The sequence below is a fragment of the Bradyrhizobium forestalis genome (assembly GCF_002795245.1).
GTDB lineage: Bacteria > Pseudomonadota > Alphaproteobacteria > Rhizobiales > Xanthobacteraceae > Bradyrhizobium > Bradyrhizobium forestalis.
In genome coordinates this window covers 1-26,287 of the sequence record NZ_PGVG01000067.1, presented here as the reverse complement: position 1 = coordinate 26,287, position 26,287 = coordinate 1, and the positions used below count along the sequence as shown (strand labels likewise).

General features: G+C 65.6%; 21 protein-coding genes. 6 read left to right on the top strand and 15 right to left on the bottom strand.

Features of this window, described 5'->3' with window-relative positions; translation table 11 throughout:
• Nucleotides 1-305: 305 nt before the first annotated feature.
• The 3 genes from CVM73_RS37030 to CVM73_RS37020 form a co-directional block, all read right to left on the bottom strand.
• On the bottom strand, nucleotides 306-1,493 hold the full coding sequence (locus tag CVM73_RS37030) for a pyridoxal-phosphate-dependent aminotransferase family protein (protein WP_100236666.1): 1,188 nt from the start codon (nucleotides 1,491-1,493) through the stop codon (nucleotides 306-308).
• A gap of 107 nt (nucleotides 1,494-1,600) precedes the next feature.
• Nucleotides 1,601-2,323, bottom strand: coding sequence for a thermonuclease family protein (locus tag CVM73_RS37025; RefSeq protein ID WP_100236665.1), 723 nt, complete (start codon nucleotides 2,321-2,323; stop codon nucleotides 1,601-1,603).
• 264 nt (nucleotides 2,324-2,587) lie between these two features.
• Nucleotides 2,588-4,315 (bottom strand): hypothetical protein, encoded by a 1,728-nt coding sequence (locus CVM73_RS37020; RefSeq protein ID WP_100236664.1) that lies wholly within the window; start codon nucleotides 4,313-4,315, stop codon nucleotides 2,588-2,590.
• 421 nt (nucleotides 4,316-4,736) lie between these two features.
• Here CVM73_RS37020 and CVM73_RS37015 point away from each other — a divergent pair, with 421 nt between their 5' ends.
• Entirely contained in the window at nucleotides 4,737-5,585 is an 849-nt protein-coding gene (locus tag CVM73_RS37015; protein ID WP_100236663.1) for a caspase family protein, read from the top strand.
• A gap of 188 nt (nucleotides 5,586-5,773) precedes the next feature.
• Here CVM73_RS37015 and CVM73_RS37010 read toward each other — a convergent pair whose 3' ends face one another.
• From CVM73_RS37010 to CVM73_RS37005, 3 genes are all read right to left on the bottom strand, one after another.
• Nucleotides 5,774-6,667: an efflux RND transporter periplasmic adaptor subunit gene (locus CVM73_RS37010; protein WP_167407276.1), complete on the bottom strand. Its 894-nt coding sequence runs from the start codon at nucleotides 6,665-6,667 to the stop codon at nucleotides 5,774-5,776.
• A gap of 189 nt (nucleotides 6,668-6,856) precedes the next feature.
• Nucleotides 6,857-7,027 carry a hypothetical protein gene (locus CVM73_RS40580; RefSeq protein WP_167407275.1) on the bottom strand — a complete coding sequence of 57 codons (171 nt, stop codon included), beginning with the start codon at nucleotides 7,025-7,027 and terminating at the stop codon, nucleotides 6,857-6,859.
• Between the two features lie 72 nt (nucleotides 7,028-7,099).
• A complete protein-coding gene (locus CVM73_RS37005) occupies nucleotides 7,100-8,227 on the bottom strand; it encodes a lactonase family protein (RefSeq protein ID WP_100236661.1) in 1,128 nt (375 codons plus the stop codon).
• A 361-nt stretch (nucleotides 8,228-8,588) separates the two neighbouring features.
• Between CVM73_RS37005 and CVM73_RS41590 the strand changes: the two genes are divergently transcribed.
• Nucleotides 8,589-8,711, top strand: a complete 123-nt coding sequence (locus CVM73_RS41590) for a hypothetical protein (RefSeq protein ID WP_256375944.1) — start codon at nucleotides 8,589-8,591, stop codon at nucleotides 8,709-8,711.
• 30 nt (nucleotides 8,712-8,741) lie between these two features.
• On the opposite strand, the gene CVM73_RS37000 is transcribed toward CVM73_RS41590, so the two are convergent.
• Both CVM73_RS37000 and CVM73_RS36995 read right to left on the bottom strand, forming a co-directional pair.
• On the bottom strand, nucleotides 8,742-9,101 hold the full coding sequence (locus tag CVM73_RS37000) for a hypothetical protein (RefSeq protein ID WP_100236660.1): 360 nt from the start codon (nucleotides 9,099-9,101) through the stop codon (nucleotides 8,742-8,744).
• A 297-nt stretch (nucleotides 9,102-9,398) separates the two neighbouring features.
• Nucleotides 9,399-10,280: a LysR family transcriptional regulator gene (locus CVM73_RS36995; protein WP_100236659.1), complete on the bottom strand. Its 882-nt coding sequence runs from the start codon at nucleotides 10,278-10,280 to the stop codon at nucleotides 9,399-9,401.
• A 128-nt stretch (nucleotides 10,281-10,408) separates the two neighbouring features.
• Between CVM73_RS36995 and CVM73_RS36990 the strand changes: the two genes are divergently transcribed.
• Nucleotides 10,409-11,077 carry a hydrolase gene (locus CVM73_RS36990; protein ID WP_100236658.1) on the top strand — a complete coding sequence of 223 codons (669 nt, stop codon included), beginning with the start codon at nucleotides 10,409-10,411 and terminating at the stop codon, nucleotides 11,075-11,077.
• A gap of 338 nt (nucleotides 11,078-11,415) precedes the next feature.
• Here the strand turns inward: CVM73_RS36990 and CVM73_RS36985 are convergent, their stop codons facing one another.
• The gene (locus tag CVM73_RS36985) at nucleotides 11,416-12,111 is read right to left on the bottom strand and encodes a hypothetical protein (RefSeq protein ID WP_100236657.1); all 696 of its coding nucleotides are present in this window, start codon (nucleotides 12,109-12,111) and stop codon (nucleotides 11,416-11,418) included.
• Nucleotides 12,112-12,292: 181 nt separating this feature from the next.
• Here CVM73_RS36985 and CVM73_RS36980 point away from each other — a divergent pair, with 181 nt between their 5' ends.
• Nucleotides 12,293-13,372 carry a LysM peptidoglycan-binding domain-containing protein gene (locus CVM73_RS36980; protein WP_100236656.1) on the top strand — a complete coding sequence of 360 codons (1,080 nt, stop codon included), beginning with the start codon at nucleotides 12,293-12,295 and terminating at the stop codon, nucleotides 13,370-13,372.
• A gap of 158 nt (nucleotides 13,373-13,530) precedes the next feature.
• Nucleotides 13,531-14,835: a Spy/CpxP family protein refolding chaperone gene (locus CVM73_RS36975; RefSeq protein WP_100236655.1), complete on the top strand. Its 1,305-nt coding sequence runs from the start codon at nucleotides 13,531-13,533 to the stop codon at nucleotides 14,833-14,835.
• A gap of 124 nt (nucleotides 14,836-14,959) precedes the next feature.
• On the opposite strand, the gene CVM73_RS36970 is transcribed toward CVM73_RS36975, so the two are convergent.
• Nucleotides 14,960-17,407 (bottom strand): adenylate/guanylate cyclase domain-containing protein, encoded by a 2,448-nt coding sequence (locus CVM73_RS36970; protein ID WP_100236654.1) that lies wholly within the window; start codon nucleotides 17,405-17,407, stop codon nucleotides 14,960-14,962.
• A gap of 230 nt (nucleotides 17,408-17,637) precedes the next feature.
• Nucleotides 17,638-19,701 (bottom strand): AsmA family protein, encoded by a 2,064-nt coding sequence (locus CVM73_RS36965; protein ID WP_100236653.1) that lies wholly within the window; start codon nucleotides 19,699-19,701, stop codon nucleotides 17,638-17,640.
• A 236-nt stretch (nucleotides 19,702-19,937) separates the two neighbouring features.
• Here CVM73_RS36965 and CVM73_RS36960 point away from each other — a divergent pair, with 236 nt between their 5' ends.
• A complete protein-coding gene (locus CVM73_RS36960; RefSeq protein WP_100236652.1) occupies nucleotides 19,938-20,612 on the top strand; it encodes a Crp/Fnr family transcriptional regulator in 675 nt (224 codons plus the stop codon).
• A gap of 23 nt (nucleotides 20,613-20,635) precedes the next feature.
• Here the strand turns inward: CVM73_RS36960 and CVM73_RS36955 are convergent, their stop codons facing one another.
• The 4 genes from CVM73_RS36955 to CVM73_RS36940 all read right to left on the bottom strand — a co-directional run.
• The gene (locus CVM73_RS36955; RefSeq protein ID WP_100236651.1) at nucleotides 20,636-23,770 is read right to left on the bottom strand and encodes an efflux RND transporter permease subunit; all 3,135 of its coding nucleotides are present in this window, start codon (nucleotides 23,768-23,770) and stop codon (nucleotides 20,636-20,638) included.
• Nucleotides 23,770-24,699 carry an RND family efflux transporter gene (locus CVM73_RS36950; protein ID WP_100236650.1) on the bottom strand — a complete coding sequence of 310 codons (930 nt, stop codon included), beginning with the start codon at nucleotides 24,697-24,699 and terminating at the stop codon, nucleotides 23,770-23,772. Before CVM73_RS36950 ends, CVM73_RS36955 begins: the two co-directional genes overlap by 1 nt.
• Before the next feature lie 158 nt (nucleotides 24,700-24,857).
• The gene (locus CVM73_RS36945) at nucleotides 24,858-25,529 is read right to left on the bottom strand and encodes an OmpA family protein (protein WP_100236667.1); all 672 of its coding nucleotides are present in this window, start codon (nucleotides 25,527-25,529) and stop codon (nucleotides 24,858-24,860) included.
• A 143-nt stretch (nucleotides 25,530-25,672) separates the two neighbouring features.
• The coding region (locus CVM73_RS36940; RefSeq protein ID WP_146006727.1) for a tetratricopeptide repeat protein at nucleotides 25,673-26,287 on the bottom strand (615 nt) is incomplete at its 5' end.

Below are 26,287 nucleotides of genomic sequence, written 5' to 3'. Positions count from 1 at the left end.
TGGAAAATATGCTTCGACGTATCCATCCCAATGCGGATAATCTGGCTCACGGACGGCTCCTGTGAATGAGTGTGTGACAACCTCATTCTGGCACAAATGATGCCGTAGGGGGCCGTCCACACCATCAACCACAGGGAGGAGTTTGGCGAAGATGCGCAGTTAAGAGTCTTCTGTACTCGCGCTGTGCCTTATCGACAGATCACGCGGTATGGGTCCCGGATCTGCGCTCCACGCTGACAACGCGGCGCGTTGCCAGCGCTCCGCTTGTCCGGGACGACAGCGGTGCTTGTGGCTGGCGTGTTACGTTACACCGCCACCTCGTCCCCGAGATACGCCACCGCCGCTTCCAGCCCGCCCTTGCCGTGCGGGATCTTCAGCGCGTTGAGGCCGATCTCGATCACGCCCAGCGTGCCGAGCAGCATCGGCGCGTTGACATGGCCCATATGGGCGATGCGGAAGGCTTGTCCGGAGAGATCGCCGATGCCGGTGCCGAGCACGACGCCGCACTTGTCCTTGCAATAGCGCTGCAGCACCGCCGGGTCATGGCCGTTGCTCATGGTCACCGTGGTCACGGTGTTGGAGCGCTCGCTGGCTTCGGCCACGTTGAAGCCGAGCACCTGGCCTTCCGACCACATCGCAACCGCGCGGCGCGCGGCTTCGCCGAGCAGGCTGTGGCGGCGGAAGGCGTTCTCGAGGCCCTCCTCGTGCAGCATGTCGATCGCCTTGCGCAGCGCGAACAACAGATGCACCGGTGCGGTGCCGGCATATTTGCGATAGTTCTCGGTGCCCTCGCGCTCGCTCCAGCTCCAATAGGGCGTCGACATGTTCGCCTTCTTGTGCACCTCGAGCGCGCGCGCATTGGCGGCGACGAAGCCGAGGCCGGGCGGCGTCATCAGGCCCTTCTGCGAGCCCGACATCGCAACATCGATGCCCCATTTGTCCATCTCGAACGGCATGCAGCCGAGCGAGGCCACGGTGTCGACCATGTACAGCGCGGGATGGCCGCTGGCCTTAATCGCCTTGCCGATCGCCTCGATGTCGTTCTGCACGCCCGAGGCGGTGTCGACCTGGACCACGACGACGGCCTTGATCCTGTGCTCCTTGTCGCGGCGCAGGCGCTCCTCGACCTCATGCGGCCGCACCGCGCGGCGCCAGTCGCCCTTGAGCACCTCGACCTCGGCGCCCATCAGCGCCGCCGCATTGCCCCAGCCGATCGCGAAGCGTCCGCTTTCCAGCACCAGCACCTTGTCGCCGCGCGACAGCACGTTGCTTAGCGCCGCTTCCCAGGCGCCGTGGCCGTTGGCGATGTAGATGTACGACTTGCCCTTGGTCGCGAACAATTTCGAGATGTCGCTGAGCAGGCTCTCGGTCAGATCCAGCATCTCCTTGGAGTAGATGTCGATCGCCGGACGGTGCATCGCCCGCAGCACCTCGTCGGGCATTGTGGTGGGCCCGGGGATGGCCAGAAATTCCCGGCCCGCGCGAACGGTCATTGCTGTTGGTCCTTGTGTCGTGAAGACGGTCTGGAAGGTTGATGATTTATGTTTCTACGCGTTGGAGGCGCCCAGGAAAAGCACGGAAAATGCAGGTCTGAGGTGGGTTATCGCTTTGTCTCGCGGCAGCCGGCGGCTTCCGCCTCCTCCACCGAGCAGAACCAGCGGGTGCCCTTGCTGATCTTCATCTTGATCTGGGTGTACCAGCGGCTGGTCGGTTGGTGATAGATGCATTCGCCGGCGCTGTTCACATTGCCCTTGATGGTGCAGTCCGGCGAGGGCGCGACCGGCCCCGAGGCCGAGGCGAGCAGCACCGCATGCGCGCCCTCCGGCGGCTTGGCGGCGCCCAGGATGGCGGTCTTCTTGTTGCGGACACGCCAGTCCCAGGGCGCGATGAAGGCGCCTTGCCACATTCCGGCCTTGGCCTCGCGCGCGGCTTTTTCATCCGCCTCATAGTCGCGGGACATGTGGGTGTAGGCCAGTGCCCAGCCGCTGTGCACCAGCCATTTCTGGATGTCCTCGCCGCCGACGTCGCAGCGCGCCACGGTGCGGCCGCGCCGGTCGATCGACCTCGTGTGGCAGACCCAGGTCTTGCCCTCGGCGTATTTGGCGAGCTCGTCGCGGGCCGCGACGCCGCAGGTCCAGCGCTCGCTCTTGGTGTTGAGACAGAGCTGGTCGACCGCGGGCGCGTCGATGCCGCCGAGCCGGATGCGCGTGTTGCCGATCACCACGGTATCGCCGGCGCGGACTTTCGCCGTGCCGCTGATGTCGGCGGCGTGCGCCAGCGAGGGAGCGAGGAACGCAAGCGCAATCAGGAATCTTCGCAACATGCCGGGCCAGGTGTGATGAACATCTCGATAGACGGCGCAATTGTGGTCGGCTTTTGGCCATCGGGCCAGCTTATGCCGAACAGACAGGCTTTCAACTTCCCGTCATTGAACCTCAGTCTCGTGTCCCGGACGCGGTGCGGCGTGTAACGCCGCTCCGCAGAGCCGGGACCCAGAAATTTGCGAGCGCCGGTCTTGGCGTGGGCCCCGGCTCTGCAGCGCACCGCTGAAGAAGCGCTGCGCTGCGTCCGGGGCACGTGACTCATTTCACCCCCGCGCCATCGCCCTTTTCGCTACCGCCAGCCCCATCAGCACGAACGCCGACGTCACCTCCGGTCCGCCAACAAGAATCCGCGTCGGCGTCTTCATCTTGTTCCATTCATAGGCGCGGAACGGGCCGCGGCGGCCGCCTTCGCCGAGGCTCGCGATGATGACGTTCAAGGCCGGTGCAAAGGCACGCGGGTCGGCGCCGAGATGGCCGAGCGCGATCAGCGCCAGCGCGGCGTCGAACACGTTCATCTCCGCTGCCATCAGCTCGCCCTTGACGTAGGACAGCACGCGGTGGCGGATGAAATCGAAATCGCCGTCGGGATCGATCGCGGCCTGCGCCGCCAGCGGCAGTGCCAGGAAGGCGGCATAGCAGCGGCCGAAATAGGCGCTGTAGAGCTCCGGCAGGTAATAGATATGCGAGCGCGGATTGGCGAAGGCGCCGCTCGCCGCCAGGCGCTTCTGGAAGCCGATGATCCGGTGCACGGTGGCGAGTCGCGCCGGGGTCTCAAGGATTTTCCAGCGCGCCAAATTGCGGAAGCTCACCTCGAGAATGTCGAGATTGAGCGTCGGGTCGAGATCGTTGCCGTAAGGGCGATCGCCTGCGAGATTGTCGATCCAGGTCGCGACCCCGCCCTCATAGTCGATATGGTCGTTGAGCGGCACAGTCACGCGCGGCGCGTTGACGCCAGCGCGCACCTGGTAGCCGGCATAGAAGTCGAGCAGCGGCTGGTCGATGATCGGATCGGTGCAGCCGGCCTGCGTCGCCGCCGAGATCGAGCAGGCCGTGGTGTCGCAATCCGGCACGTAGATGCCGAAGCCGAGATCCTGCTTGATTTGCGCGAAGAAGCGGGAGAAGCGCGGATGCGGCGCCGGCGCGAGTGCGGTGATGACATTGAACCGCGCGCCGTCGATGCCCTCAACCTCCTCGCGGCTGATGTTGACGCAGAAATCGACCATGTCGGCGATGGCACGCTCGGCCGCGACCTTGTCGGCGGGTGCGGCGAGCCCGGTCTCGACATAGCTCAGCAGCGCCTCGATGAAGAACGCGTCGTAATAGGCCGAGCGGTGGCGGATCTGCACCGGCTCCCACATCGGCTCGGCAATGCCTTTCCAGGGCGGATTGACCACGGCGCGGGCCTGCGAGCGCGCGATGAAGACGCGGGCGAGGTTGAACAGCAGCGAGGAATTCTTGTAGCCGCGCGCGTTCAGCCCCGTGAGCGCCATGATCAGCTCGCATCCGCGGAAGTCGGGGTCGCCGATCAGGTTGAAGGCGGCATAGGTCGGCAGGAAGCCGTTGCGGCGGTACGAACCGAGCAGATGCTGCGCGCAGTCGCGGATCGCGCCGTCGATCTGCGCGCTCTGCGGCAGGGCGGCGGTGAACGGCACCGGCGGCGGCTTGGGATGCTCGAGCGCGATGCTGTCGACGAGATCGGCGATCGGCCGCCCCACCGCCGCCCAGTCGGGCTCGACCTCGTCGCGGGCGTGGGTGAGTGCCTCGCGCAGCCGGCTCAGCCTGGCCTCGTCGCGCAGCTCGGGCAGGCCGGCGCGGCGGAGCAGTATCCGCAGCGCGGGATTGCCGAGTGCGGTCTTGTAGAATTTGGCCAGATGCGGATCGCCGCTGACCGTTCCGGACAATACGGGATCGCAGACGTCGTAAAGCGAGGGGCCGTCCTTCCGCGCCGTCAGCGCCCGGCAGGCGGCGCCGGCAAAATAATGAAAGCTCATGAAATACCTGGTCGCGGGGGCCTTGGTCGGGGACGGCCGGCACGCTCTCATCTGCGCGCCACCCCCTGCAAGTCGTTGAAAAAGCTACCCGGATTCGCGGGAAATACAAATGTGATGGAGGTCACGGAAATATCAGGCACGAGGGCTGCATAGTCGGCCTCCGGAAGGCTACGGGGGAACCAAAAATGCAGGAAACCGGCTCGGAGAATTAACCAACACATTCAGCTACTTAGCTCAAATTTTGAGCAATCTATTGCCCCAGGGCCTATATGCGGTTAAGGGTTTGTTTGGTGCGGCGCCGCAAATTGCGCGCAATTCGGGGGCACTTCCCCGGCCAATCCCTCAAACCTAAAGACGCTATCGCGCTACTCAAACAGTGTGCGCGCGCTTGGCTGGTCTTTGGCACAGGAAACGAACCGAGATGAATTTAAAGCAGCTCGAGTTTTCCCGACGTACGATCGCCGTCGCCGCAGCCCTCATCGGCACGGTGTCGCTCGTGATCGGCGCCCATGCTGCTCTCAACATGCGTGCGATCGATGCCGCCAAGGCTGTGACGACGGAACAGATCACCGGTTCGATCGGCCAGAGCTCGCGCCTCGCGCTCGTCATCGGCAATGGACATTATCCCGACGCCAACGCGCCGCTGACGCAGTCGATCAACGACGCCCGCGCGCTGTCCTCGTCGCTGCGCAAGAACGGCTTTGACGTCGACATGGTGGAAGACGCGACCAAGGACGACATGGTCCGCGCCGTGGGCCGCCTGAAGTCCCGGATCAAGCGCGACAGCGTCGTCATGCTGTTCTTCGGCGGCTACGGCGTGCAGGCCGGCCGCGAGAGCTACATGCTGCCGGTCGACGCCGTGATCTGGAAGGAAAGCGACGTCCGCCGCCATGGCATCTCCATCGACGGCGTGCTCGACATGATGAAGGAGCAGGGTGCCAAGGCCAAGCTGGTCGTGGTCGACGCCTCCCGCCGCAACCCCTATGAGCGCCGCTTCCGCTCCTACAGCCACGGTCTCGCGCCGATCAGCGCGTCCGACAATGCCTTGATCCTCACCTCTGCCTCGCCCGGCAAGGTCGTCGACGACGGCAAGGGCGAGCACAGCGTGCTGGTCAGCGAGTTCCTCAACAATCTCAGTAAGCAGGGCAGCGCCGAGAGCGTCTTCAACAAGACCCGCCTCGCCATCTCCCGCGCCAGCGAAGGCGACCAGGTCCCGACCGTATCGTCATCGTTGCTCGAAGACGTCCATTTCGGCGAAGCCGGCGGCTAGTTTTTTTACCCTCCCCTGGAGGGGGAGGGTCGATCGCGCGAAGCGCGACCGGGGTGGGGTGATCTCTCCACTCGGGCACCGCTTCAATGGATAGACTGTCACCCCACCCCGTCTCACATTTCGCTGCGCTCAATGTGAGCCGACCCTCCCCCTCCAGGGGAGGGTGAAGCATCCCGCTTCTCCAACTCCTACTTCACCGCTTCCGCGCTCGCCATCACCGGACGCACCGGATCGCCTTCGCGCAGCAATGCGCCGGCGCGGGCGACGACGACATCGCCGTCGTTGAGGCCGTCGCGGACCTCGATATTGCCGCCCGACATCAAGCCGATCTCGACACGCTTGGTCTCGACGCGGTTGCGGCGGATCACCTGCACCACGGTGCCGGCGGATGAATATTGCACGGCGGTGAGCGGCACCGCGACGTTGCAGCTTTGCCCGGTCTTGATCAGCGCCCGCCCACTCGCGTTCAGGAGCAGCCGCTTCTGCGAAGAGATGCCGATATAGACCATCCCCTGCTGAATGTTCGGCTCGACGGTCGGGCCGATGCGGCGCACCTTGCCGCTGATGTCGCCGGCGCCCGCGATCCGCACGGTGGCCTGCTGATTGACTGCGAGCTTGCGCACATCGGTGGTGGCCACGAGGCCGACGAGATCGTATTCGCTGCGCGCCACGATCGTGAACAGCGCCTCGCCCTTGGCCGAGGCGAAGTTGCCGATCTGTGCCGTCGAGGTCGCGATCACGCCCGCCACGGGTGCGGTGACCTGAAGCGTGCCACCTTCGGGCAGCGCCAGCCGCGCCAGCACCTGGCCGGCGGTGGTGGTATCGCCCGCTTCCGCCAGTAGGTCCGTGATTTTCAGGCCGGGACGCTCGGGCCGCACCGAGGTTTCCTCCCGCGCGATGATCGTGCCGGTGGCCTCGACGATGTCGGAGAAGCAGGATTTCGCGACTTTCAGCACCGTGACCGCCGGCCCCTTGGGCGCCTCGTCGTCGGCGGCGCCGGCCGGATAGGGGCCGAAGACGAGCAGGCCGGCGACGGCTGCGGGACAGAGGTTTCGAACAACGGCGCGGGACAAATGACGCATCGGAAATTCCACAGGGCTATGCCTCCAATCGATAGCAGATGGCCGCCGCCCGCACTACGGGGGCGTCGTCTCAAAACAGGACGCCGCGCCGCCGCTGGCAGTCGCGGCAAGTCTTTGATGAGTCGCGGGATTGGAGAACAGGTTCGCTCCGAAGACGTCACGGCACAGGCCGCAGGTCGGCGTTAACCGTCAGCCGCGCCGATCACCCAGCAGCTTACCGGTGGCCCGATCGATCAGATGCAGCCGCGTGCAGGCCGGACAGGATACGGACACGTGGGTGCGATCAGCCGGTTCGTCGGTCAGCCGATACTGCACGTTCAGGCCGGTCTGAGGGCATTTGAAGACAATCTGTCGGTCCATGCGCAGTGATATGACCCGAAGGCGGACCCTGCGAAATTACGGATGTTTACGTAGGTCCGTCGCCGCGGCCTCTCACGGCAGCCTAAGGAATTCGACCCAGTTCGGCTTCTTGCCGGTGGGGTAGGATTTCAGCCTGGCCAGCGCGCCGCTGCTCTGGTCGATGGCATAGACCGTCATGCCGTCCGAGAGCTCGCCGACTGCGGCGAGGTAGCGCCCGCTTGGATCGATCTGGAAGCCACGCGGCTGCTTCTCGGTCGGCACGCTGCCGATCGTGGTCAGCTTGCCGCTTGACCCATCGACCTTGTAGGCGGTGAGCGTGTTGGTGGTGCGCTCGGAGGCGTACAGGAAGCGGCCGTCCGGACTGATGTGGATGTCGGCGGCCCAAGGTTTTCCGGAAAACCCTTCCGGCAGCGCGGTGGTGCGCTGGATCTCGTCCCATGCGCCGCTCCTGGCTTCATAGGTGAAGACCGCGACGTCGCCGTTCAGCTCATGGAGGAGATAGACGAACTTGCCGCCCGGGTGAAACACGAAATGCCGAGGTCCCGATTTCTCCGGCACCTTGTGGGCCGGCGGATCGCTCGGCGTGAGCGTACCGGCTGCGGCATCGAACGCGAAGCTCAGGATCTGGTCGGAGCCGAGATTGGTCGCGAACACGAAGCGGTTGTCGGGCGAGGGCAGGAAGGCGTGGGCGTTCAGCCCGGTCGGGATCACCTGCTTGGGCTCGGCGACGACGCCGCTTCCAAGAAGCGGATTCAGCGCGACCTTGTTGCCGCCATAGGAGGCGCTGAACAGGAACTTGCCGCTGCGGTCGATGGCGATATTGGCCATGCTGTCCGCGAGCGGTCCGTTGCCGAGATGGCTGAGCTGGCCCGTCTTGGGATCGATCGCAAAGCTCACCGCGAGGTATGGCTGCGAACGGATGCCGGCAATCATCACGCGGTGGTCGGGCGTGATCGCGAGCGGCGTCGAGGAGCCGGGCTTTTCGACGCCCTTGAAGGCGGCCGTCTGCACGAGCGTCATCTCGCCGCTCTCGGTCATCTTGAACACGTTGATGTCGTTGCTGTCGGCGTTGCCGACATAGGCGAAGGTTTCGGCCATGCCGGCACGGACTCCAGAAATGAGAATGAGCGAAGCGAGCAGGGTGGTGGCGATCGCAGCGAATGGCGCGCGCGATGCGATGCGTCGGATCGGTCTCAACATGGGCTCCTCCTGAAAGCCGGGTCACGGCATTGTCGTTTTGCCGGCGAGGATAGCGGGAGGCGCGCCGCCGCACCAAACTCCAATTGGGATCGATCGATGCCGAAATCGTATCGGTCGCGGGATGGCGAGTTGACGCGCCGCCGCCATGCGGGAGGGCAGATGCGGGCCGGACGGGCGGCCCGAGCATGGTCCATCGTGGCAAAGCGCCACACCGCCAAACCGATCGAGCGCCGCCGCCGACCAAACCAAAATAGCACCTCGCCGCCAGCCATCGCGGCGGGCCTCGCGCCGGGAACGGCGGCATCGTTACGCCGTTAGCCCAGGTGCGGCGGGCGTGAGAGATGGAAAGGGAGGCTGGCTCGTGTTTTGGATCTATTGGGACACCGCCTGGTCGCTGATCATCAGCGGCATCATGGTCGCCACCATCGTCAGCCACCCCGACGCTGAATTCGCCGAAGTGCGGGCGGCCCGACGATCGATGTGAGCTTTCTGATCCCGCGGAGCTCGTCCCGGTTCATGTCATGCTGCCGGGCATGAAGCAGCGGATCATGGGGCGGCCGTTGACGTAATAAGGCCAGACCATGGTGCGCCCGGCGCGGTTGGGCTCGGTGATGACAGTGTCGTCTGGCACATCGATCCAGTTGCCGAGGAGCCGCACCCGGTAATGTCCGTCCCGCGTCTCCCAGTCGACGTCGGCCAGCGCAGTGCCGTCGGCGTCGGCACAACAGGGACCGCCGCCCTTGCTGTGCAGGCTCTCGAACCAGCCCTTGAGGGGGGAGTTTGCGTAGCGCCCGTCGTCGCGGGCCTCCGCGGAGAGCCCGATGATGGCCGCAACCGCGACGAGAGGGATCAGTCTGGAAGCCAAGATCGCCATGTCACCTCGCTCGTTTCACGCAGACGCGCGCCACAGCGTGGCCGAAAAGCCGCCTGCGGCGCGCGTGATGCAATGTTGACTGGTGCCCGCCGGCCGGAGTTCCCGACCGTCTCAGCGAGGCGATAACGGCGAGGTCCGAGGTTTGATCCTAAATTTCAAGGCTAGGCAGCGGACGGGCGAGCCGGCTCGCTTTCAGGCGAATGGCTGAGAACCGGACCGCAATGTCCTCTGCGGGCTAGACCGGCTGGCATACGCCGCCCCTTGCGTGTTTCGATTGGTCATTCGGGCAGGGGCGGCTCACGCAAGGGGCGGGTTTTCTTCGAGACGCTCGATCAACAATTCAGTAAGGGCCTGTACCTTCCGTGAGGGATGTTGGCCCGGCGGGCGAACGACGTATGCACCTGCCGAAGGTGGTGGATGGCGTGTCATGACCGGAACAAGCGCGCCCGATGCCAGGTATTCATGGATCACACAATCGGGAAGCCAGGCGACGCCGAGCCCTGCTGCCGCGGCGACGGCGAGAGCTGTGCCGTTGTCGGCCTTGAAGCGACCCCGCGGATGAACGGTGACGATTTCGTCTCCATCCATGAATTGCCAGGTTTCGGTGCCTTGCATCAGCGCTTCATGGGCGATGAGCTCGTCCAGCGTCACCGGGGCACCGTGCGCCTTGATATAGTCCGGGCTCGCGACAAGCTTCCCGTAGATCGGCCCGACACGTCTCGCGATCAGGTTGGAGTCTGGAAGATAACCAACCCGAATGGCGCAATCGAATCCCTCGGCAATGATATCGACGAAGCGATCGCTATAGGCAGTGTGGATGTGAAGCTGCGGGTGACGTCGCGCCATTTCTGCGAGTATGGGAGCGAAGTGGGTCGGACCGAAAGTAAGCGGCACAGAGATTCGCAGGCGGCCGCGAAGATCGCCCACGGGCCGGATTATTTCCTTGGCCGCGTCGATCTCGGCGCGGACGATGGCTGCATGGTTTCGAAACGTGATCCCGGCTTCTGTGAGAGCGGCGCCACGGGTGGTTCTTGCAAGTAGCTGGGCACCTAGCTCCGCTTCAAGCCGGAGCAGCCGCCGGCTGACGATCGACTTCGAGACGCCGAGCCGGCGCGCGGCGGCCGAAACGCCTCCAGCATCGGCAACTTCGACGAACGTAATCACGTCTTCAATGTCCAATTCGGCGTTCCCCACTTTGCGACACAGCTTGGCAGAATAGGGCGCTATCGTATCACGAACAGGAATGACAAGTGTCTGGGCACGGCGCCGCAGTCGGCGCATGTCTCGCCACAAGAGAGGATGTATTCATGAGCTTTCGCAATGGCCTTGCTTCGCTTCTTCGCCCGGAAGATTCGGTGCTCGTTCTGATCGACCACCAGCCTTACCAGCTTTCGAATCTGAACAGCCACGATCCGCACATGGTGGTCAACAATTCGACGGCGCTGGCAAAGGCCGCGAAGGCGTTCGGCGTTCCTACCATCCTGACGAGCGTGATCGCCGATCGCGGCGGTCTCATCTTCCCCCAGATCACGGATGTGTTCCCCGGTCAGGAGGTGATCGACCGGACATTCATCAACACCTGGCAAGACAAAAAGGTGGTCGACGCGGTCAAGCGCACCGGCCGCAAGCAGCTCATCATCGCCGGCCTATGGACCGAGATTTGCGTCGCGATGCCGGCGATCCAGGCGCTCGGCGAAGGTTGGGACGTGACGGTTGTCACCGATGCGTCGGGCGGCACTTCGGTCGAGGCCCACGAGGTCGCCATCCAGCGCATGATCGCGGCCGGCGCGAACATGATGACGTGGCTGGCAGTGGCTTCGGAGTGGCAGCGCGACTGGGCCCGGACCGAGCATGCCGCCGAGCTTTCGGAGCTGCTTGTGCAGCATGCCGCCGGCAGCGGCATCGCCTTCCTGTGGGAGCAGCAACTGCTCAACACGCCCGTGCCGAGCGCCGCAGGCCGATCCAACCGGGGGTGACGAGAACCACGAGCGATGCGCCGCGAAACCTGATCGCTTGTCGAGCCTCGTCGACGAGCTCGACGCCGGCCCTGGTGTCCGCTCCCTTGGGGAGCGGACATTCCCGCTAGGCCGCGAACGCCTGCGCTGCCAGCAGCTGCTTCAACTTCGCCGCGGGCACCGCCGGGCTGAATGGCCAGCCCTGCATCTGGCTGCATCCGAGCTGGCGCCGCACCTCGTGCCGGCTGCGAGGTCGACCAGCGGCTGGTAGAGCGCCTCGAACTCTCAAGGCCGGGACAAGCCAAGGACAAGCCAAAGGACAAGCCCGGGCATGTCGATCTTGTGGAGGCGGTGAGATCTCACCGCTTGATCTCCCACCTCAGCGCTTCCGCATTGCCCTTGGCGAACATCTTGGGCACGTCGAACTTGCCGGTCTTGAGGTCATAGCGGCATTTCCAATCCGCCAATCCCTTCACGGCGACGGTCTTCGGATGCTTGTCCATCTCGCCCGACAGTGAGATCAGGAGGTAGCGGTTGTTGGGCCAGTCGACGCCGAGCCAGCGATAGCCATCTTCGGTGCCCTTCATCAGATTGGCCGAGATGTGGTAGTCGAGCTTCATCTTCCTCGTGTCGGGCCGGCTGTGGAAATAGGTCCAGGCGAGATCGCTGAGCGGCTTCTTCGTCGCGTTGACGAAGGCGCCGCTCTCGAAATGGTAGAGAAACAAATCCTGCTCGCCCGAGCCGGTCTTCTGCATCCGCACCAGCCATTGCGAGTCGCCCGTGAAACGGAAGCCGGCCGGATAGCCCTGCTCGGGCTTCAGCTCGGTCCTCTCTTCGCCGCGTCGCGCCCAGACCTGCCATTTGACACCGAAAAGATCTTCACTGTCTTTCATGTACTGCTCGAGCCTGGTGGCGCCGTCGGGCGAGGTGAAGGCGAGATCGGCATTGTCGGTGAGGATGTAACCTGGCGGCGGGCCGGAGGCGGCGAGTGCGGGGGAAGCGGCCAGCGTCAGAGCCAGCGCCAGCCATGGCGCGGTGCGAAAAAATACGGTCACGAGAAATTCCCTGAAGAAATGCCGCGATATGGCCTCGATAATTGGACGCCGGCGGGATGGCTCCGGTTCATTCCGCCACGCGCTGGGACGGAGGCATAGTCCCATCGACCGTCTTGCTGCCGCAGCCAAATCGGCGCACCTTGCCGACCTCGGCTGATTTGCCACTCAAGGTCCTTTTCAGATGATCACCGCATCCAAGGCCTTCATTGCCTTCTGTCTGCTCGCGCTGGTCGGCACCGCACTGGTCATCGGCCCGACCGAGCTGCGCCGCCTGCTGCCGGACGGGACGAAGACCGTCGTCGCCGCCAAGCCCGATGCCAAGCCCGACGCCAAGCCGGAGGCCAAGGTCGAACCCAAAGCTGAGGCCAGGGTCGAGCTCAAGGTGGAGCCCAAAGCGGAAGAGCCCAAGCTAGAGCTGAAGCCAGAGCTGAAGCCGGAACAGCCAAAGCTTGCCGCCGGCGCGCCGCCTGCACCGGCCTCCGAGCCGAAGGCGGGCGCGCTGGCCGAGACCCAGAAGCAGGTGGCCGCGCTCGGCGATCTCGCACCGGTCAAGCCGGCGCCGGCGGTTGCGGATAGCGGTCCCCGGTTCGACGTCGCCCGCGTCGACGAGCACGGCGAGGCGGCGGTGATTGCGGGCCGCGCCACGCCGGGTGCAAGGGTCGAGCTGCTGCGCGACGGCAAGCCGCTCGATGCCGTGGTCGCGGACGCCTCGGGCCAGTTCGTGATGACCCCACCGCAGCTTCCTGCCGGCTCTTATGAACTGACGCTGCGGGCCAAGGCACCGGACGGCACGGTCACCGAGTCCGGCCGGACCATGCCGGTGACCATTGCCGCGGCGGCGCCGCCGCCCGCGCGGCCCGCGCCGGCCGCGAAGCAGGAGGCGAAGCAGGCCGAGAAGCCCGACGACAAGCCGGAGGTCGTGGCCGCCCTGCCATCGGCCTCGCCGCGCCTGGCGTCAGTGCCCGACAGGCAAGCGGCCCGGCCGAAATTGATCGGCGGGCCGAAGCCCAGGGCGCTTGCGCACGCGCCGGCGGCGACGGCAGTCGCATCGGCCTCGCCGGCGGACGTGCTCACCACCACACCGGAAGCCGGCGGCAGCCGGGTCATCGCCCGGGGTGACAGCCTGTGGGCCCTCAGCCGGCTGGCTTACGGCGACGGTGCCCGTTACGGGGTGATCTTCAACGCCAACCGCGACAAGATCCACAATCCGAACCTGATCTATCCCGGGCAGACGTTCGTGATGCCGCAAAAGGCGCAGTGACGCCGCACCGGCATGGCCGGCGAGCGCCGCGACGCTTTGCCCTGCATCGCCGCGGAACAATCGGTTCCCTCGCGCGTCATTGTGATGCGACGCATTGCGCGCGCGGGAGGGAAGACGTGGCCAGATCGGCGGTCAGGTCAGCGATCTTGTCGGGACGCATGGGCTTGGCGCTGGCCGGCGCAGCTCTCGTGATTGCGGCAGTGCTGCTGCCCGGGAAGGCCGAGGCGCAGTTCGGATTGCGTGGCGGTCCGCTCGGGGTTGCGCGTTTCGCCGTCGGCCACATGATGGGCCTGTCGCGGCTGCGCCATTCCCGCATGGCCGTGCGTGGTGGGCGCTATCGCTCCGCTGCGCTGAGGTCGCAGGACCCGCGCGGGGCCGAGCGCGGCCAATTATCCAACCCTTACGTCCTGCGTGCGGCCCTCACGGCGCAAGCTGCGCTGGCGGGCTGGCAAGGCGGCCGCCGCGCGCAGGGCTGGTGGCGCCATCCCGACGGCAGCTACGGCTGGACCGGCCCGGTGTTCTGGCCGTTCGCGCATGACGATCTCACCACCGCAATCATCCTCGGCGATGCGACCAGCGTCTCGCTCTACGGCTACGGCGACATCTATGCCGCACTCTTCACGCCCTACGCCGCGACGGAGCTCGCCGCCTACACCGGCCCGCAAGGCCGGCGCGCGCGAAAAATCCCGTCCGCGGAAACGCTCTGCGAGGCCAGCGACACCGGCGGCCTGCCGGTCGACCGCATCGCGAGCGCCGTTGCGCCGAGCGAGTTGCAGCGCACCGCGCTCGACGAGCTCGCATCCGCCTGGAATTCCGCGCGCGATACCATCCGCACCGCCTGCCCGGCGCAGGCCCCCGCGAATGCCTCCGAGCGCCTCGGCCTGATGCGCGAGCGCCTCGAGGCCATGATCAAGGCGACGGACGCAATCGAAGCGCCGCTGACGAAATTCGTCGGCCTGCTCAACGACGACCAGAAAGCCAGGCTCAACGCCCTCGCCAATGAGCGTCGCGCCGCGCTGGCGTCCCGCCAGCCCAAGGATGGGATGAAGGATGGGATGAAGGACGCGGCCAAGGACATGACCAGGGACGCGCAGGCGGCCAAGGCCTGCCAGCCCGACTACGATCCCCGCTATGACGAAAAGGCGCAGCGCCAATACGAGCAGCTCCCCCGGCAGCAATGGCCCGCCGCCGACATCGCCGCCACACTCAAGCTCGACGAGATCGCCCGCGCCCGCCTCGAGGTGCTTCAGGACACCACGCTGCGCACCATGCAGACGCTGAGCGCCTGCCCGACCGCCCCCGCCGCGACCCCGCAAGCCCGCCTCGCGGCGGTGAAGGCGCGGCTGGCGACGATGCTGGAAGCGGTCGGCGGCGTCACTGATGCGCTCGACGATTTCGAGGCGGATCTGAGCGACGAGCAGAAGGCGGGGTTCGAGGCGCTCGGGCCGAAGCGGGGGGCGTGAGGGGGCGCCATGCCGTCAGCCCCTGTCTACAGTGCATAGGGTTGTTTTCGATTTTTTCGATTCGACCGCGACGGCGTCAACTTGTAAGCCTTTCTTACAAGTTCAGTGCGCGGCCTAAGCGGAGCTACCCCCGTCGCCGCACCACCCCCGCATCCACCACGTTCTCCACCTCCTCGCGCCAAGACAAAATCTCCATCGCCAGGACCGGATGATTGAATCCCTTGAGCTGGAGATCGTCGAGCGCGCGCGCCTCCACCCAGGGCTCGACCATGCCGTAGACGCGGCGGCTCACCACGATCTGGTTGGGCTTGGCTTCGCCGCAGGGGCGGGAGGCGAGGTTGGTGACGCTGCCGATCGCGGCATATTCCAGCCGCTGCTCGAAGCCGACCTGGCCGAGCGTGGCGTAGCCGAGCGCGATGCCGATGCCGAACCCCAGGCTATGCCCGCGGTTGCGCCAGCGCTCGGTCAAGGGGCCGATGGTATCGCGCATCTCCACCGCCATCTTCACCGCGCGCTTGATGTGGTCCTCGAACTGGATCGGCGCGTTGAACAGGATCATCACGCCGTCGCCGGCATATTTGTCGAGCGTGCCCTCGTACTTGAAGATCAGCTTGCCGAGCGCCGCGTGATATTCGCGCAGCACGTTCATCGCCTCTTCCGGCTCGGTCGCTTCCGTGAACGCGGTGAAGCCGCGCAGGTCGCAGAACACCACCGTGACCTCGCGGCGCTGGCTGGTGAGAAGCCCCTCGGGGCTGTCGGAGGAGGCGATCAGCTGCGCCACCTGCGGCGCCAGGAAACGCTCGAGCTTGCGGATGCGCTCGATCTCGCCGAGCTGGGTCTTGACGCGCTCCTCCAGCGACTTGTTCCAGTCCTTGAGCTGCTCGGTCTGCACGCGCAGCTTGTCGGCCTGGGCGCGCACGGTCTCGTTCGCCGCCTCGATCGCGTGGCTCTTGTGATCGACCTCGGTGAACAGGTGCGCATTGCGCATCGCCAGCACGGCCTGATTGGCGAAGGTGCGCATCAATCCGATGACGCTGCCGGCGAACTCGCCACCGGCGCGGCGCAGCACCACCAGCGCGCCCAGCGTGCCCTGCTGGTCGATCAGCGGCACCACCAGCACCGAGTTGAAGCCGGCAGCGAGCGCGACCTCGCGCAGCGGCTGCTCGGCGGCCTCGCCGAGCTCGGCAAGCGCGATCGGCTCGCCGCTTCTGGCGGCGTCGCTCAGGATGTTCCCGCCTTCGTCGATGGTGACATGCGCACCCTCGGCGGATCTGTCGATGCCATCAGCCTCGACCAGGTTGAAGCGGCGCGCCTCGGCGTCGAAGCCGTAGATCAGCACCGCGTCGGCACGGGTGATCTCGATCGCGCGGGAAGCAATCGTCGCAAGCACCGCGTTGAGATCGAGCGAGGAGGCCACCGCGCGGCCGACCTCCTCCAGCACCTTGAGCTCGTGGATCGACTGCGCGAGATCGCGGGTGCGCTCGTCGACCTTGGTCTCCAGGTTCGAATAGGTCTCCTGGATCTGGTCGGCCATGCGGTTGAACTGCCCGGCGAGGTCTTCCAGCTCGTCGGAGGTGTGCACGTCGATGCGGTGGCTGAAATCGCCTTCGCCGAGCTTGTGCGCGCCGTCGCGCAGCGCCGTGATCGGGATGATCATGCGGCGGGCCAGCAGCGTGCCGGCGAGGATCGCGACCAACAGGCCCATGCCGATCAGAAGCGCGATGCGCACCAGCTGATCGCGGATCGGCATCAGGGCCTGCGTGGTCGGCTGCTCGAACAGCACGCTCCAGCCGAGCTTCGGCACGATGCTCGCGGCGCTCATCACCGCATGGCCGTTGAAGTCGGTGCCCGACGTGTCGGGCTCGTGGCCGGGCGCAATCGCGGCCGCAACCTGCGGCAGCTTGGAAAGGTCCTTGCCGATGTCGGGTCCTTTCGATGACGTCGCCAGCACCCGGCCGCGGGGGTCGACGACATAGGCGAAGGCGGCCTTGCCGACCTGGGCGTCGGACAGGAAATCGGAGAGGAAGCTGAGATCGATCTCGGCCACGGTGACGCCGGCATTGAAGCCGGAATGCGCCACCGAGATCGACATCAACGGCGTCCGGTCGGCGAACCAGGCCGGCGCATAGCTGACGCCGCGGGCGACGGCGTCGGTGAAGCGCATGTCGCGGGAGAGATCGGCGCTGCCGCCTGTCGTGGTCGACTGCCTGGAGACGCGCAGCACCTCGCGGCCGTCGCCGTTGAGCTGGAACAGCTGGTTGACGACCGAGACCTGATGCAGCAGCGAGGCGTAGTCGGCGCGGCGCTTCTCCAGCGTGTCCTGGCTCGCCCGCGTCACCCAGCTGATCTGGCGATCGAGCTCCGAGATCGACTGCTCGATCCGCCGGGCGGCGCCTTGCGCCTTCTCCTCCAGCCCGTCGGTCAGCTGTGTCCTTGTGGCGCGGTAGGAGATCCAGGTCTCCATCGCGCCGTTGACGGCGAGGACGAACACGACGAGGCCGACGAGGGAGACGACGTACTTGGCGAACAGGCCCTCGCGCAGAGATCGTGTCTTGTCGTTCGCTCCTGCCATCCCGATCCTCTCGCGCCGCCACTGACGCTGCGCGCTACGGGCCGTACAGGCCCTTCCGGGCCGTTCTACCACAATTTGGGCCAACGGGCCGTCGCGCGCCCGGCGGACCGGCCGGTGTGGTTACTCCCTGTGGTCTCCCGGGCAGGTGGACCGGTGGTGAATTGTCGCAGCCCCATCCGTTCGGAGCAGGCAGCGGACGGGAAAGCCAATGTAAGGGGATTGGCCTGAACTTATCGATTGAAGAGCTGCCGCAGCACGTCGTTCATTGGCTGACTATCCTGCTGCGCGAGCGGCGGGTCCTCCAGGGCGGGGGCTGGCGAGGCCTGCGGCGCCGGTGTGGAGGGCGTTGCCGGCAGGCTGCGACTGCGGCCGGTGCCAGTGCCGGTTGCTGCGCCATTGGAAAGCCCCTGCTGGAGCAGATTGCCGATCGCCTCCCCCAGCGGGCCGCCGAGCAGATTGTTCTGCCCCGGTTGCTGGGCTTGCGGATTGGTATTGCCGGTTGCATTGCCGCCGCCAGGTGCGGTGGTGCCACCGAGACCGAGGTTGCCCAGGATGTTGCCGAGCCCGGCGCCGTCGGGGCCGAACAGGCCCTTGCCCATCTCGCGCAGCTTGGCATAGGCGGCGTCCGGATTGTCCAGCACGCCGGCCATGTCAGGATAGATCCGCGGCTGCGACCAGCTGCCCTGGATCATCACGGGAATGCCGAACCCGACCGGCTCGTTAGCGCGGCCCTGGCCTTCGGTCGTCATCACCAGCTTGGGCTCGACGCGAAAGCCCATCATCTTGGTATCGAGCGCGATGGTGCCGGCGCCGGTGACGCGCACCAGCGGTCCGATCAGATTGAGATCGGTCGTCACCGCCTGGCCCTTGTCGATGCGGAAGGAGGCCGAGAGCTGCGACAGATCCGTGCTCTGCTCCTGGCTGGGGTCCTGGTTTCCGTTCTGGCTTCCTTGCCAGCCGGACAGCGTGCTCGTCGTCAGCGATCGGATCATCTGCGCGACATTGATGCCGCGGATGGCGCCATCCTGGAAATTGACGAAGGCCGTGCCCTGCATGTTCGCCATCAGCGCGCGCTGGCTGTTGCCGGCGCTGCGCAGGGCGAGCTTGGCCTGCAGCTTGCCGTCGATCCGGTCGAATTCGGCGAGGCCCTGGAGCAGCGGCAGCGCACGCACGCCGACGAGATCGGAATGCATGGCAAAGCTCGGCGCGCCGGTGGTCGCATCCAGGATCACCTCGCCCGACACCTGACCGCCATAAGCGCCGAGATTGGCGGTGCCGGCCTTCAGCATGCCGCCGGCGAGCTTGGCATCGAGCGCCAGCGGCGCGATGCGCGCATCGCCGATCACGGCCTCGTTCGCGGAGATCCTCACCTGCGCATCGACATAGTTGAGCCCGGAGACGGCGATCGGCGCATTGCTCCAGGGCTGCCCGGACACGCCGTCCGGCGATTTCGCCAGCGGCATCGCGAGCCGCTGGAAGTCGAGATCGAGCTTGACCAGCGGCTTGCTCGCGATGTCGACGGAAGCCCAGCCGTTGAATGTGCCGTCGCCGAGCCTGCCATTCACGCCGTTGATCATCACGACATCGCCATTGAGCCGCATCTCGGCGTGACCGGTGAGCTGGGATTTCAGCACGTCGGGCATGTCGATGGCGAAATCCACCGGAACGGTCGGCCGTTCGCCTGGCGACGCCGGCGTGGTCGCCTTGATGTCGAACTTGGTCGGATGCTCGCCGACGCGCGCGGTGCCGGTGATATCGACCCTGCGGTCGCGGTCGACGGTCGCGTCGGCGTTGATGGCGCTGATGCGGCCCTCGACACGATCGCGCAGGCGCGAGAACGCGACTTCGCCGTCGATGACCTTGATGCGGTCGATCGTGGCGCCATTGCTATCCAGCGCGAGCGACTTCGACAGGGCGCCGGCACTCGGCAGGCGCTCACGCAGCAGCGGCTGATAGAGCACGGGATGGGTGACGACGAGCTCGCTGATCTCAGGGCGACCCGACCATACGCTGGCGAGCGACATGTCGGCCTGCACGCTGTCGACCGTCAGGCGCGTGATGCCGCTGCGATCCCGGGGGTCGGCAAGCGTGAGGTCGTTCAGGGTGACGTTCAGCGTCGGCCACAGGCTGATCTTGCTGGTGCCGTCGATCGACAGGCGGTAGCCGGTCGCACTCTCGACGCGCGAGGCGATCGTCGAGGTCAGGAGGCCCGAGGGGATCCCGACCACCAGCAAGAGTGCGATCACGATGATGACGGCGGCCAAAGCCCCGCCGGCGAATTTCAATGCTCTCATGTCGACTTTCCAACGACGGACAACCGGCGTCGAATCCGGCAGATGACCCGTCCTTTGCGCCTTGAGTTTATCCCCGGACGGGAAGCGGCTCCAAGCGCGTAAAAATAGTCAGGGGGTGCTGCAAAGTTATGTGACTTATGACACACTTCCCCGGCGCGGTTTTACGCGATCCTGACGTTGACGGTTTCAAGCGATTTGCCGCCAACAATGACCGGGACGTTCACAAGGACATTGACATGAGCAAGCAGGCCGAATTTGCGGTCATCCTGAAGATGAACCCGATGTTCGCCGATCTCGGCGCAGACGAGCTCCAGCGGCTGTCCAATCTCTGTCACACCCAGCATTTGGGGAACGGCGAGGTGCTGTTCCAGAAGGGCGATCCCGGCAACGCGCTGTTCGGCGTGCGCCGTGGCCAGGTCCGCATCGAGACCGGCGCCTCCGACGGCAGCCGGCTGACGCTGAATTTCATGGGGCCGGGCGACCTGTTCGGCGAGGTCGCGGTGCTGGACGGCCAGAACCGCACGGCGGACGCCACCGCAGGCGAGGCCAGCGAATTGTTCGTGCTGCGGCGCGAAGACTTCCTCGGCTTCCTCGAGCGCGAGCCCAAGGTCGCGATCAAGATCATCGCGCTGCTGTGCCAGCGCATCCGCTGGCAGAGCGAGCGCATGGAGGAATCCATGCTGCAGCCGCTGCCGGTGCGGCTGGCGCGGCGGCTCTGCGCGCTCGCCGCCGATTTCGGTTCCGAGGTCCACATCTCGCAGGAGCAGCTCGGCGTCTTCGTCGGCGCCGCCCGCGAAAGCGTCAACCGCCAGCTTCAGGCCTGGCGCAAGGACGCCATCCTCGATCTCCAGCGCGGCCGGATATTGCTGCGGAACATGACCAAGCTGACGGCGATCGCGCGGAACGAGTAGGCTTATGAGCACGCTTCGTACGCCTACTCCGCAGCTGGACGCGCGACGCTCTTCGGTACCGGCCCAGCTTCGTGATGAGAGGCAACCTCGGCATCCTCGCTGTGCACGATGAGCCGCTTGGCGAAGCGCCAGATCAGGGCGCCGAAATCGTCCATCACCATGAACATCGCGGGCACGAACACCAGCGACAGGATGGTCGAGAAGATCAGGCCGCCGATCACCGCGAGCGCCATCGGCGAGCGGAACTCGCCGCCGGCGCCGACTGCCAGCGCGCTCGGCATCATGCCCGCGGCCATCGCGATCGTGGTCATCACGATCGGGCGGGCGCGTTTCATGCCGGCGTCGATCATGGCCTCCTCGCGCGGCTTGCCCGCGTGGATGGATTCGATGGCGAATTCCACCAGCATGATCGCGTTCTTGGTGACGATGCCCATCAGCATCAGGATGCCGATCCACACCGGCGTGGTCAGCTGCTTGCCGGTGACGAGCAAGGCCGCGATGGCACCGCCGATCGAGAGCGGCAGCGAGAACAGGATGGTGATCGGCTGCAGGAAGGTGCCGAACAGCAGCACCAGCACGGCGTAGACCATCATCAGTCCCGCCGTGATGGCGGTCGCGAAGCCGTCCGACAATTCGTTCAGGCTTTCGGCGTCGCCGGAGGGCGAGACCTTCACGCCCTTCGGCAGGGTCTTCATGACCGGCAGGTCGTAGATCTTCTTGGTGGCATCGCCGAGCGCGGCGGAGCCGACGAGGTCGGCGGCAACGGTCGCCTGCCGCTCGCGATCGTAGCGGTTGATGCTGGTCGGACCCTGGTCGAGCTTGACGTCGGCGATGACCGAGAGCGGCACGCCGCCCTTCTCGCCGTGCTCGCCGAGCGGGACGCGGAGCTGCTCGAGCGTCTTCAGATTACCCCGCGCGGCATCTTCGAGCTGCACGCGGATCGGCACCAGGCGATCGCCCACGTCGAACTTGGCGAGCGCAGGTCCCACGTCGCCGATGGTGGCGACACGGATGGTCTGCGACAGGCTTTCGGTGGAGACGCCGAGCCGTGCGGCGAGATCGGCGCGCGGTTCGATGCGCAGCTCGGGCCGCTCCAGCGAGGTCTCCGAGATCACGTTGGAGATGGTGGGAATACGTTTCATCTGCGTCGCAAGCTCGCTTGCGACATTGTTGACGATGTTGGGGTCGACGCCGGTCACCACCAGCGAGATCGCGCGCAGGCCGTTCTCGTCCAGGAACCAGAAGCGGATATCGGGGACGTTCTCCAGCTCCTGGCTGATCGAGAATTCGAGCTCGCGCTGGGTGATGTCGCGGCTGTCCTTGGGCGTGTAGTTGATGATCAGGGCGGCGCGCCGGACTTCCTGGGTCCCCGGCGGGACACGGCCGCCGTCGACGAAGATGCTCTTTACTTCGGGCCGCTTGCGCAGGCGCGCGACGATGTCCTCGGTGACCTTTTCAGTGTAGGCGAGCTGGGTGCCCGGCGGCAGCTCGAGCGCAAGCAGCGAGCGGGCGCTGTCCTGGGCCGGCAGGAAGCCCTGCGGCAGCAGCGTGATGCTCCAGATCGAGGCGGCGAAGATCCCGAGGCCGATCAGCACGGTGATGAAATAGTGCTTCACCGACCAGGCCACGATCCCGTGATAGGACCGCAAGATGCGGCCGGGCGGAGGCTCCTCATGCGAACTGTGCTTGAGGAAGTAGGCGGCCAGCACCGGCGTGACGAAGCGCGCGGCAAGCAGCGAGAAGAACACCTGCACCGAGACGGTGATGCCGAACTGCTTGAAGAACTGTCCGGCGATGCCCGACATGAAGCTCGCCGGTGCGAAGATCGCGATGATGGTCAGTGAGATCGCGATCACCGCAAGGCCGATCTCGTCGGCGGCCTCCAGCGCGGCACGGTAGGGCGACTTGCCCATGTTCATGTGCCGGACGATGTTCTCGATCTCGACGATGGCGTCGTCGACCAGAATACCCGTCGATAGCGTGATGGCGAGGAAGCTGACGAGGTTCAGCGAGAAGCCGAGCAGGTCCATCGCCCAGAATGCCGGGAAGATCGATAGCGGCAGCGAGATCGCGGCGATGATGGTCGCGCGCAGGTCGCGCAGGAACAGCAGCACGATGATGACGGCGAGGATGGCGCCTTCGAACAAGGTCGAGATCGCCGCGTGGTAATTGCCTTTGGTATATTCGACCGAGGTATCGATCAGCTTCAGGTCGACCTCGGGATAGGCGGCTTTCAGCGCGTCGATGCGCTTCTGCACGGCCTCGGCGACCTTCACGTCGCTGGCGCCCTTGGACCGCTTGATGCCGAGCGCGACCACCGGCTCGCCATTGAAGCGGGCGAAGGTGCGGCGGTCGGCGATGGTGTCGGTGACGGTGCCGAGATCGTCGAGCCGGACCTCGCCGCCGCCGAACAGCGGGATCATGGTGCCGGCGAGATCGCCCAGCGTCTTGGCGCCGGCGAGCGTGCGGATCGCCTGATCGTTCTTGCCGATCTCGGCGCGGCCGCCGGCGACGTCGACATTGGTTCCGCGCAGGCTCTGGCTGACATTGACGGCGGTCAGGCCCATGGCCTGCAGGCGGTCGGGATCGAGCGAGACCAGGATCTCGCGCTCGACACCGCCGATGCGCTCGACCTGCGCGACACCGCGCACGCCTTGCAGCGCGCGCTTGACCACGTCGTCGACGAAATAGGAGAGCTGCTCCGGCGTCTTGCCGGGCGAGATCGCAGCATAGGTCACGATCGGCAGGCCGATGACGTCGACGCGCTGGATCAGCGGCTCGGTGACGTTCTGCGGCAGGTTGGAGCGCACGCGCGTCACCGCGTCCTTGACGTCGTTGAGCGCGCGGTCGGTGTTGGTCTCGAGCGCGAACTGGATCGTGGTGACCGAGAGGCCGTCGGTGATCGAGGAGGTGATGTGCCTGACGCCCTCGACGCCGGAGACCGCGTCTTCAACCGTCTTGGTGACCTGGGATTCGAGCTCGGCTGGCGCCGCGCCGAACTGTGAGACCGCAACCGAGATCACGGGGATGTCGGCCGAGGGCAGCCGTGTGATCGCGAGCTTGGTGAAGGAGGTCCAGCCAAGAACCAGCAGGATGATCGAAAAGACGACAGACGGCAGCGGATGACGAATGGACCATGCCGAGATATTGAGAGCCATCAGCGTACCCGCGTGCGATCGAGTTCATCGGCGAACATGGTCTTAATCTGGTCGCCGTCATGGAGCGAAGAGCCGGCGTCGGCCACGACGATTTCGCCGACTTCGAGCCCTTCCAGGATTTCCGTCGCGCTGTCGGACGACAGTCCGACCCGCACCTTGCGTGTCTCGACGATGTTGCCTTTGACGACCTGCACCGTCAGATGATCGATCGCGGTCTTGGGCACTGCAACGCCGCAGCTTCGCTTGGCATCGATGGAGGCGCGAGCGAACACGCCGACCTTCAGCGAGGGATTGTTGGTGACGCTGATGCGGACGCGCCCGAGCTGGGTGGTACGGTCGATTTCGGGTGCAACCAGCCGGACCCGTCCGATCAAATCGGGCGCATCGTCGCGGCTGATGCGCACGGTCGCGCCGGAACTGAGCTTGGACATGTGCACCGCCGGGACCTGGGCGTCGAGCTCGATCTCATTGTTGACCGCGATGCGGAACATCGGACCGGCCTGCGGCGAGGTCGGCGCGCCGACGATGGTGCGGACCTCGGTGATGAGACCCGGCGCGGGTGCTTTCATCGAGACCGGGCCTTGCGGGCCGGGTCGCTGCGGCTGGCCTGGAATCTGCGGCGGCGCGGTCAGGCGCGCCAGCTCCTGGTTGTCGGCGACGATGGTGCCCTCGGTGACCAAGAGGTCGGTGACCCTGGAACCTTCCTGGTCGGCGACGACCACTGCCTCGCGGCGTGGCACGAAGAAGCCGGTCACCCGCACCAGGTCGGAGAAGCAGGCATTGGTCGACTTCGTCACGATGACGAGCGCCGCGCTCGTCGTCTCCTTCGGCTCGGCGCGCTTTCGATGCTCGAACAGATAATAGCCGACGCCGAGCGCGACGACGAACACGACGGTTCCGGCCGGCTTGAGATATTCAGTCAAATTCATCGCGGAATCATCCTGACCTGGCTCACGGCCATCCGCGCGAGGCCCAAACAGAGCGTTTCCCTGAAATAAAGCGGCGTCCCGCAAGGCTGCGGGACGCGCTTTGGCAGCGAGACCTTACACCACATCACGACTTGTCACTGCAAAGGATTACGTCGTGCTCACTTCGATGCGGTGGTCTTGTTTTCCATGTTGACGACCTGCACGCGGCGATTGACCTCCGCCAGCGGCTGGCTCGGATTCTTGAGCTTGCTCTTGCCATAGCCGACGGTGACGAGATCGGTCGCGGAGATGCTGTACTTCTCGACGAGGTAGCGCTTGATCGAATCCGCGCGACGCTCCGAGAGGTCCTGATTGTAAGCTTCGCCGCCGGCGGCGTCGGTGTGGCCGGCGACCACGAAGGTCGAGCCCTTCAGGTCGGGACTGGTCAAGGCACGGCCGAGCGCCTGCACTGAGGACATCGACTTGGCGCTGATATTGGCGGAGTTGTAGTCGAAGGTGATTTCGAGATCGATGTTCGGCTTGTCCTTGGCGACCGAGGCGATTTCCTCGCGCTCGGTCGACGACAGTGAGCGCGTCGAGCGGCCGCGCACGGATTGCAGCAGCTTGGTCTCCGCCGCGTTCGGCGCAGGTTCGGTCTGCGGGCCAATCGAGAGGCCGCGGGTCAGGGGTTTCTTCGGCGCTGGCGCCAGCGCGCGGACGATCTCGTCCTCGGTGACATTCTTGCTGTTGCCGTCATCGCCTGCGTATACGGCCGAAGTCGGCAATGACAGCGCGGCGCCGACGGTGATGATGGACAGAATCGCGGTAAGCCCTTTTGCAGCCGATCTCATAGTCAGTCCCTCCTGCGCAGCCAGCTCGCGTGCTTCCAAATTCCAGCAACAAGCCCGGAAAAGGACTGTTGCGGCATCCGCCCATTAGTGTTCCCAGGGCTGTTCGAGGTTCGAGGCTTGGACGGCCTCAACGCAAAAAAATATCAACGCACTCCGTAGCTTGCGAATTCCTGAACGATGTTCGGATCCATCGCCTTGGCATTGGCGATGTCCAGCGCCCCTTCCTGGGCCGAGCCGTTGCGTTGCTTGGCAAGGCCGCGTCCATAGAGCGAGGAGGTCAGGCGCGGGTTGATCTTCAGGGCCGCATCGAAATCGGCGATGGCATTCTTCACCGCACCCGACTTGAGGTTGACTAGGCCGCGGCTGTCGAGCGCATCGACGAAGTTCGGCCGCAGCCGCAGCGCCTCGTTGCAATCCTTCAGCGCGCCCTGGAGGTCGCCGACCACGGTGCGGGTCCAGCAGCGGTTGTTCAGCGCCTCGACATCCTTCGAATTGATCCGGAGGGTGTCGTCAAAATCCTTGATGGCGAGGTTGTAGGCGCCCTTGCTGGCATAGACCTGGCCGCGCCGGTACAGCGCGTTCACGTCGTCCGGGTTGGCGGCAATCTTGGCGGTCAGGCTCTTGATCGTGGGATCGTCAGCCAGGACGGCGGCACTGGGCCCGCTGTCCGTGCTCGGCGCGGGACCGGGATCAATCGGTTTCACCGGCGGTGGCGGCGGGGGCAGCGCGGCGTCGATCTGCGGCTTCGGTGCGGGGGC